This is a genomic window from Kitasatospora sp. NPDC004799, assembly GCF_040609095.1.
Classification (GTDB): domain Bacteria; phylum Actinomycetota; class Actinomycetes; order Streptomycetales; family Streptomycetaceae; genus Kitasatospora.
Genome location: NZ_JBEXJK010000067.1, coordinates 20,486 through 27,222 on the forward strand (window position 1 = coordinate 20,486; position 6,737 = coordinate 27,222).

Annotated in this window: 6 protein-coding genes; 3 read left to right on the plus strand and 3 right to left on the minus strand. The window is 73.1% G+C overall.

The features are described from left to right. Positions 1–48: 48 nt before the first annotated feature. On the minus strand, positions 49–2,250 hold the full coding sequence (locus tag ABZW03_RS11950; RefSeq protein ID WP_355255341.1) for an MMPL family transporter: 2,202 nt from the start codon (positions 2,248–2,250) through the stop codon (positions 49–51). 135 nt (positions 2,251–2,385) lie between these two features. On the opposite strand from ABZW03_RS11950, the gene ABZW03_RS11955 reads away from it, so the two are divergent. Beyond that, positions 2,386–3,045: a TetR family transcriptional regulator gene (locus tag ABZW03_RS11955; protein WP_355255344.1), complete on the plus strand. Its 660-nt coding sequence runs from the start codon at positions 2,386–2,388 to the stop codon at positions 3,043–3,045. Here ABZW03_RS11955 and ABZW03_RS11960 read toward each other — a convergent pair. Next, positions 3,042–4,013, minus strand: a complete 972-nt coding sequence (locus ABZW03_RS11960; protein WP_355255347.1) for a LysR substrate-binding domain-containing protein — start codon at positions 4,011–4,013, stop codon at positions 3,042–3,044. The genes ABZW03_RS11955 and ABZW03_RS11960 overlap by 4 nt on opposite strands. A gap of 191 nt (positions 4,014–4,204) precedes the next feature. On the opposite strand from ABZW03_RS11960, the gene ABZW03_RS11965 reads away from it, so the two are divergent. Both ABZW03_RS11965 and ABZW03_RS11970 read left to right on the plus strand, forming a co-directional pair. Then, complete coding sequence (locus ABZW03_RS11965) at positions 4,205–4,756, plus strand: peroxiredoxin (RefSeq protein WP_355255350.1); 552 nt, start codon at positions 4,205–4,207, stop codon at positions 4,754–4,756. Between the two features lie 3 nt (positions 4,757–4,759). Beyond that, the gene (locus ABZW03_RS11970; RefSeq protein ID WP_355255353.1) at positions 4,760–5,302 is read left to right on the plus strand and encodes an alkyl hydroperoxide reductase; all 543 of its coding nucleotides are present in this window, start codon (positions 4,760–4,762) and stop codon (positions 5,300–5,302) included. 140 nt (positions 5,303–5,442) lie between these two features. Here the strand turns inward: ABZW03_RS11970 and ABZW03_RS11975 are convergent. Beyond that, positions 5,443–6,737 (minus strand): AI-2E family transporter (locus ABZW03_RS11975; protein ID WP_355255356.1); only part of this gene is annotated, 1,295 nt, incomplete at its 5' end.

Consider the following 6,737-nt stretch of genomic DNA (forward strand, 5'->3'; position numbering starts at 1 on the left):
ACGGGTGCCCGGCGGGGACGGATCCCGCCGGGCACCCGGTACGGACGGTCAGGCCCCGACCGGCTCCTTCCGGGCCGCCCGCTCCTCGGTCGGCCGCCTCTCCAGCTCGGCGATCAGCTGCTCGCCCTCCATGTCCACCTTCGGCACGACCTTCTCCAGCCGCTTCGGGAACCACCAGGCGGCCTTGCCGAACAGCGCCATCGCGGCCGGCACCAGCGCCATCCGCACCACGAAGGCGTCCACCAGCACGCCCACCGCGAGGGCGAAGCCGATCGGCTGGACGATCGGGTCGTGGCCGAAGACGAAGGCGCCGAACACCGAGATCATGATCAGCGCGGCCGCCGTCACCACCCGGGCGCCGCCCTTGACCCCGCCCACGACCGCCTCGCGCGGCGCCTTTCCGTGGACGTACTGCTCCTTCATCCCGGAGACCAGGAACAGCTCGTAGTCCATCGCCAGCCCGAACAGCACCCCGATCAGCAGGATCGGCACGAAGCTGACCACCGGGCCGACCTTCGGCACGTCGATCAGGCCGTCCAGCCAGCCCCACTGGTAGACCGCGACCACCGCGCCGAGCGAGGCCACGATGCTGAGCAGGAAGCCCAGCACCGCCTTGAGCGGCACGAGCACCGAGCGGAAGGCCAGCGCGAGCAGCACCAGCGCGATGCCGACGATCACCGCGACGAACGGCGGCAGCGCCTGGCCGAGCTTGGTGGAGACGTCGATGTTGGCGGCCGTGGTGCCGGTGACGGCGATGTCCGCGCCGGTCGCCGCCTTCAGCTCGGCGCGCTGGTCGCGGATCTCGTTGACCAGCGCCTTGGTGTCCGCGTGGTCCGGGCCGGTCTGCGGGATGACCGGCACCAGGGCGGTCCGGCCGGCCTGGTCGACCTGCGGCGGCAGCAGCGTGGCGACGCCGTCCAGGGTCTGCAGCTTGGCCGCCACGCCCTGCACCGCCTGCTGCGGCTGCGGCGCGCCCGCGGCGTCCACGACGACCACCAGCGGGGCGTTGAAGCCCGGCCCGAAGCTGTCGCTGACCAGGTCGTAGGCCTTGCGCGCGTCCGTCCCGACCGCCTGTGAGCCGCCGCCCGGCAGGCCGAGTTCCAGGCTCGCCGCGGGCACCGCCAGGGTGCCCAGTCCGGCCAGGCCGATCAGCAGGACGGGCAGCGGGCGGCGGACCACGAAGCGGGCCCAGCGCTCGCCCATGGTGGTCCGGCCACCGGTGTGCAGCGCCCGCTTCCAGACCGGCAGCCGGTCGATGCCGCGGCCGACGAAGCCCAGCACCGCGGGCAGCAGCGTGATCGCGACCAGGACGGCCACCACGACGGCGCCGGAGGCGGCCAGGCCCATCACGGTGAGGAACGGGACGCCCGCCACGGCGAGCCCGGCGAGCGCGACGACCACGGTCAGGCCGGCGAAGACGACGGCGCTGCCGGCCGTCGCGGTGGCCCGGGCGGCGGCCTCCTCCGGCTCCAGGCCCTCGTCCAGGTGGCGGCGGTGGCGGAACAGGATGAACAGCGCGTAGTCGATGCCGACGGCGAGGCCGACCATCAGGGCCAGCACCGGCGCGGTGGTGATGATCTGGAACGAGCCGGTGAGCGCCAGCAGTCCGGCCATCGACACGCCGACGCCGACCAGCGCGGTCAGCAGCGGCAGCCCGGCAGCGACCAGCGTGCCCAGGGTGATCACCAGCACCACCCCGGCCACCACCAGGCCGATCGACTCGGAGCCGCCCTCGATCTGGGCGAACTTGTTGTACGCGTCGCCGCCGAAGGCCACGTCCAGCCCGGCCGCGCGGGCCGGCTCGGCGGCGGCCTTCACGGCCTCGCGCTGCTCGTCGGTGACGTCGGCGAGCTTGTGGTCGAAGGAGACCAGGGCGAGCGCGACCCTGCCGTCCGGCGAGACGGCGCCGGTGGCGTACGGGTCGGGCACCGCGGCCACGCCGGGGACGGCGGCGATCCTGGCGACCGCCTCGCTGACCGCCCGGCCGGCCTCGGGCGCGGTGGCGCCGCCGGGCGCCGGGGCGGCGAAGACGACCTGGGCGGAGCCGTGGCCCTGCGCGGGGAAGGTGTCCTTGATCCGGTCCAGCGTGGTCTGCGCCTCGGTGCCCGGCACCTTGAACTCGTCGCTGGTCTTGCCGGCGAAGGCGCCGGCGGCGCCGCCGACCGCGATCAGCAGGGCGATCCAGACCGCCAGCACGGCGCGCCTTCGCCGGAAGCTGAAGCGGCCCAGTCGGTACAGGTACGTGGCCATCGGCGGTCCCTCGGGTCGGGGCAGGGTCTCGGCACCACCGTACGCCCAAGTTTGTCGGGCGACAAAGTTGGCCGACAGAATCGACCGACCCCATCGACCGACACAGTTGGGCGACCGTGGCGCTACCCTGGCTGGATGGCTCATGTCCCCGCCTCCGAACGCCGCCCGCAACTGGTCCAGGCCGCACTGGACCTGATGACCCGGGAAGGGGTCGCCGCGGGCAGCACCCGCGCGATCGCCGCCGAGCTGGGCGTGGCACAGGCGACGGTGCACTACACCTTCGGCACCAAGAAGGACCTCTACCGGGCCGTGGTGGAGCAGCTGAGCTCCGAGGCGATCGGCCAGGTGCGCGCCGCCTCCCCCGGCGACGGCACGTTCGGCGAGCAGGTCCACACCCTGGTGTACGCGCTCTGGGAGGCCACCAACGGCGAGGAGGGGCGCTGCGTCCTGCTGAGCGAGTTCGCGGCGCTGGCGATGCGCGACCCGGACGTGCGGGAGATCATGCTCGGACTGCAGCGCGAGATCGAGGGCACCGCCACCGAGATGCTCACCGCCCTCGCGGCCGCCCACGGGCTGACCCTGGCGATGCCCGCGCGCGAGATCGCCGTCCACTTCCTCAGCGGCTTCGACGGCCTGACGGCCCGTCAGCTCGCCCTGCGCGGCGCCGACGACCGGTCCGGCACGGAGACCCTGCGCGCCCTGGACCTGCTGGTCGCGACGACCGTCGGGCTCTGCCTGGGCACCCCGGCCGTCCGCCCCGAGCCGGGCTGGCACGGGGCGGCGGGCACCGCCTAGGACGCGTCGGCCCCGCCCTCGGAGACGATCCGGACCGGCAGCTCGACCAGCACCTCGCGCAGCGAGGCCGCGAAGCGCTCGTACTCGGCGCTGCGGGCCGAGCCCGGCCGGAAGGCCAGCCCGATCCGGCGGCCGGGCGCCGGGGTGGCGAAGCGGACGGCGGCCAGCCGGTCGGTGCGTCCGGCCTCGACGTCCAGCGCGGTGGCGGGCAGCAGGGTCACCCCGAGGCCCCCGGCGACCAGCTGGACCAGGGTGGACAGGCCGGCCGCGCGGGTGGTCGAGCCCGTCGGGTCGGCGCCGACCTCGCGGCAGATGTCCAGCGCCTGGTCGCGCAGGCAGTGGCCCTCCTCCAGCAGCAGCACGTCCAGGTCGAGCAGCACGTCGCGCGGCACGTCGATCCGCCCGGCGAGCGGGTGGCCGGGCGGGGTGAGCAGCACGAAGTCCTCGTCGAACAGCGGGATGTCCCTGGTCGGCGAGGCCCCGCCGGCCGGCAGCGCGAGCAGCAGGACGTCCAGCCGCCCGGCGGCCAGGCCCTCCAGCAGCGAGGGGGTGCGCTCCTCGTGGACGTGCAGCTCCAGGTCGGGGAAGCGGTCGCGGACCAACCGCAGCACGGTGGGCAGCAGGTAGGGCGCGACGGTCGGGATGACACCCAGGTGCAGCGGCCCGGTGAACGGCCGGCGGGCGGCCTCGACCTCCTCGGTGAGGGCCTGCAGCGAGGCGAGCACCCGGCGCGCGTGCTGGTGCACACGCTCCCCCAGGGGAGTGACGATCACCTTGCGCGTCGTACGCTCGACCAGCTGCGCGCCCAGCGACTCCTCCAGCGCCGCGACCGCGCCGGACAGCGCGGGCTGGCTGGTCCCGGTGGCGGCGGCGGCCTCCCGGAAGTGCCGGTGCTCGGCCACCGCGACGAAGGCCCGCAGCTGGGCGACGGTCGGGGTGCGGGGACTGCGGACTGTGGCACTCGCCACAGTCGGGTCGGCCTTGCCGCCGCCGTTCCTCCGGATGCCCGGCCGCGACGTGGGGGATTCAGTACTGATAGCAATCTCCGATCAGACACATCCAGTGTAGCTATTTCCCTGATCAGTCCACGATGTGGAATTGTGAGTGGTGTCCGGATTCCGGACAAAGCTCCCCTCATCTCACTTCAGGAGAAGCGAACGTGCTGACCATCGGTGACCAGTTCCCCACCTGGGCCCTCAAGGGCGTCGAAGGCCCGTCCGCCGACAAGCTGGAGATCAAGGACTACTCCTCGGAGGACCAGAAGGGCTGGAAGGTCGTCTTCTTCTGGCCGATGGACTTCACCTTCGTCTGCCCGACCGAGATCGCCGCCTTCGGCAAGCTGAACGACGAGTTCGCCGACCGCGACGCGCAGATCCTCGGTGTCTCCGGTGACTCCGAGTTCGTGCACCACGCCTGGCGCAAGGACCACAAGGACCTGAACGACCTGCCCTTCCCGATGCTGGCCGACGTCAAGCACGACCTGATGCGCGCCTGCGGCGTCGAGAACGCGGACGGCACCGCCCAGCGCGCCGTCTTCATCGTCGACCCGAACAACGAGGTCCAGTTCGCCATGGTCACCGCCGGCTCCGTCGGCCGTAACCCCAAGGAGGTCCTGCGGGTGCTGGACGCCCTGCAGACCGACGAGCTGTGCCCGTGCAACTGGAACAAGGGCGAGGACACCCTCGACGCCCAGGCCCTGCTGGCGGGCTGACCCATGGCCCTCGACGACCTGAAGGCCGCCCTCCCGGACTACGCCAAGGACCTCAAGCTCAACCTGGGCTCGGTCATCGGCAACTCCGACCTCCCCGCCCAGCAGCTCTGGGGCACCGTGCTGTCCTGCGCGATGGCCACCCGCAGCCCCGGCCTGCTGCGTGAGCTGGAGCCCGAGGCCAAGGCCAACCTCTCCCCGGAGGCGTACAACGCCGCCAAGGGCGCGGCCGCGATCATGGGGATGAACAACGTCTACTACCGGACGCTGCACCTGCTCTCCGACAAGGAGTACAGCACGATGCGGGCCGGTCTGCGGATGAACATCATCGGCACCCCGGGCGTCGAGAAGATCGACTTCGAGCTCTGGTGCTTCGCGGTCTCGGCCATCAACGGCTGCGGCCAGTGCCTGGACTCGCACGAGGCCGTCCTGCGCAAGGCCGGCGTCGAGCGCGAGGTCATCCAGGCCTCGATGAAGATCGCCGCCGTCCTGCAGGCCGTGGCCGGCGTCCTCGACTCCGAGGCCGCCCTGGCCGCCGTCGACGCCTGACGCACCCGGTACCCCGACGGGCCCCTCCCGGACACCACGTCCGGGAGGGGCCCGTCGTCGTTCTCCCGGCCCGGCCGCGTTCCCCGAACCGGCGGGCCCGGTACGGCGGAACGCGCGGGCGCGCTGCCGGCCCGTCGTCGTCAGTCGGCGGCGGGTGCGACCGGCGGGGCGGGGTGCGGGGCCACGGAGTGGGGGGCCGCGGGACGTTCGGCCGTCCGTTCGGCCGTCCGTCCGGCGGCCTCGCGGGCGGCTTCGAGCGCGGTGAACACGGCCTGGCCGGCCTCGTTGCGGCGCCGCAGGTGGGTGACCACGGTGTTGGTGACGGCGATCAGCGGGACGGCGACCACCGCGCCGCCGATGCCGCCGATGATGCCGCCGGCCGCGACGCCGAGCACGACCCCGAGCGGGTGGACCCGCACGGCCCGGCCGAGGATCAGCGGCTGGAGGATGTGGCTCTCCACCTGCATCACCGCCACCAGCACCGCCAGCACCATCAGCGCCGTCCACGGCCCCTGGGTGACCAGCGCGATCAGTACCGCGACGGTGCCGGTGACCAGCGCGCCGACCAGCGGGACGAAGGCGCCCAGGAAGATGATCACCGCCAGCGGCAGCGCCAGCGGCACCCCCAGCAGGTCGACGCCGATGCCGATGCAGAGCGCGTCGATGAAGGCCACGCAGACCGTGCCGCGCACGTAGGCGGTGAGCGTCGCCCAGGCCTTCGGGCCGGCCCCGGCCATCGCGAAGCGGGAGTGCCGGGGCAGGCCGCGCAGCGCCCAGTTCCAGATCTTCGCGCCGTCGTAGAGGAAGAAGAAGGTGGTGAAGAAGGTCATCAGCAGCGAGGTCAGCACCTCGACGGCGATCTGCGCGCCGGTGATCGAGGCCGAGGTGAGCTGGTCGCTGTTGGTGGTGATGGCCTTGGTGATCTGGTTGGCGAAGTCGGTGATCTGCTGCTGGGTCAGGTGCAGCGGCCCGGTGACCAGCCAGTCCCGCAGCTGGTTGACACCGGTCTTCACCTGGGTGGTGACGTCCGAGAGGTTGGTCGACACCTGCCAGACCACGAACCAGCCGACCAGCCCGATCCCGGCCAGGCCGCTGAGGAACACCCCGCCCGCCGCCAGCGAACGCGGCACCCCGCGCCGGCGCAGCCAGGAGACCGAGGGCTCCAGCAGCGCGGTGATCAGCAGCGAGGCCAGCACCGAGAAGGCGACCAGCCGCAGCATGTCGACCACGTAGAAGACGACGTAGAGCGCGGCGCCGAGCAGCAGCAGCCGCCAGGTCGACTCGGCGGCCACCCGGAGCCCCCACGGCACCGCCTCGGCGGGCGTGGCCGGACGGCCGGGGTGGTACTCCCGACCGAGCCCGGCGTGCGCGGCCGGTGCGGGCGGGGTGGCCGGGGCCGCCGCGGCGGACGGCGGGACCGCGCCGGCCGTCGAGC

Coding starts and splice junctions, on each gene's coding strand:
- ABZW03_RS11970 (WP_355255353.1), top strand. CDS start 4,760: ATGGCCCTCGACGACCTGAAGGCCGCCCTCCCGGACTACGCCAAGGAC.
- ABZW03_RS11950 (WP_355255341.1), bottom strand. CDS start 2,250: ATGGCCACGTACCTGTACCGACTGGGCCGCTTCAGCTTCCGGCGAAGG.
- ABZW03_RS11955 (WP_355255344.1), top strand. CDS start 2,386: ATGGCTCATGTCCCCGCCTCCGAACGCCGCCCGCAACTGGTCCAGGCC.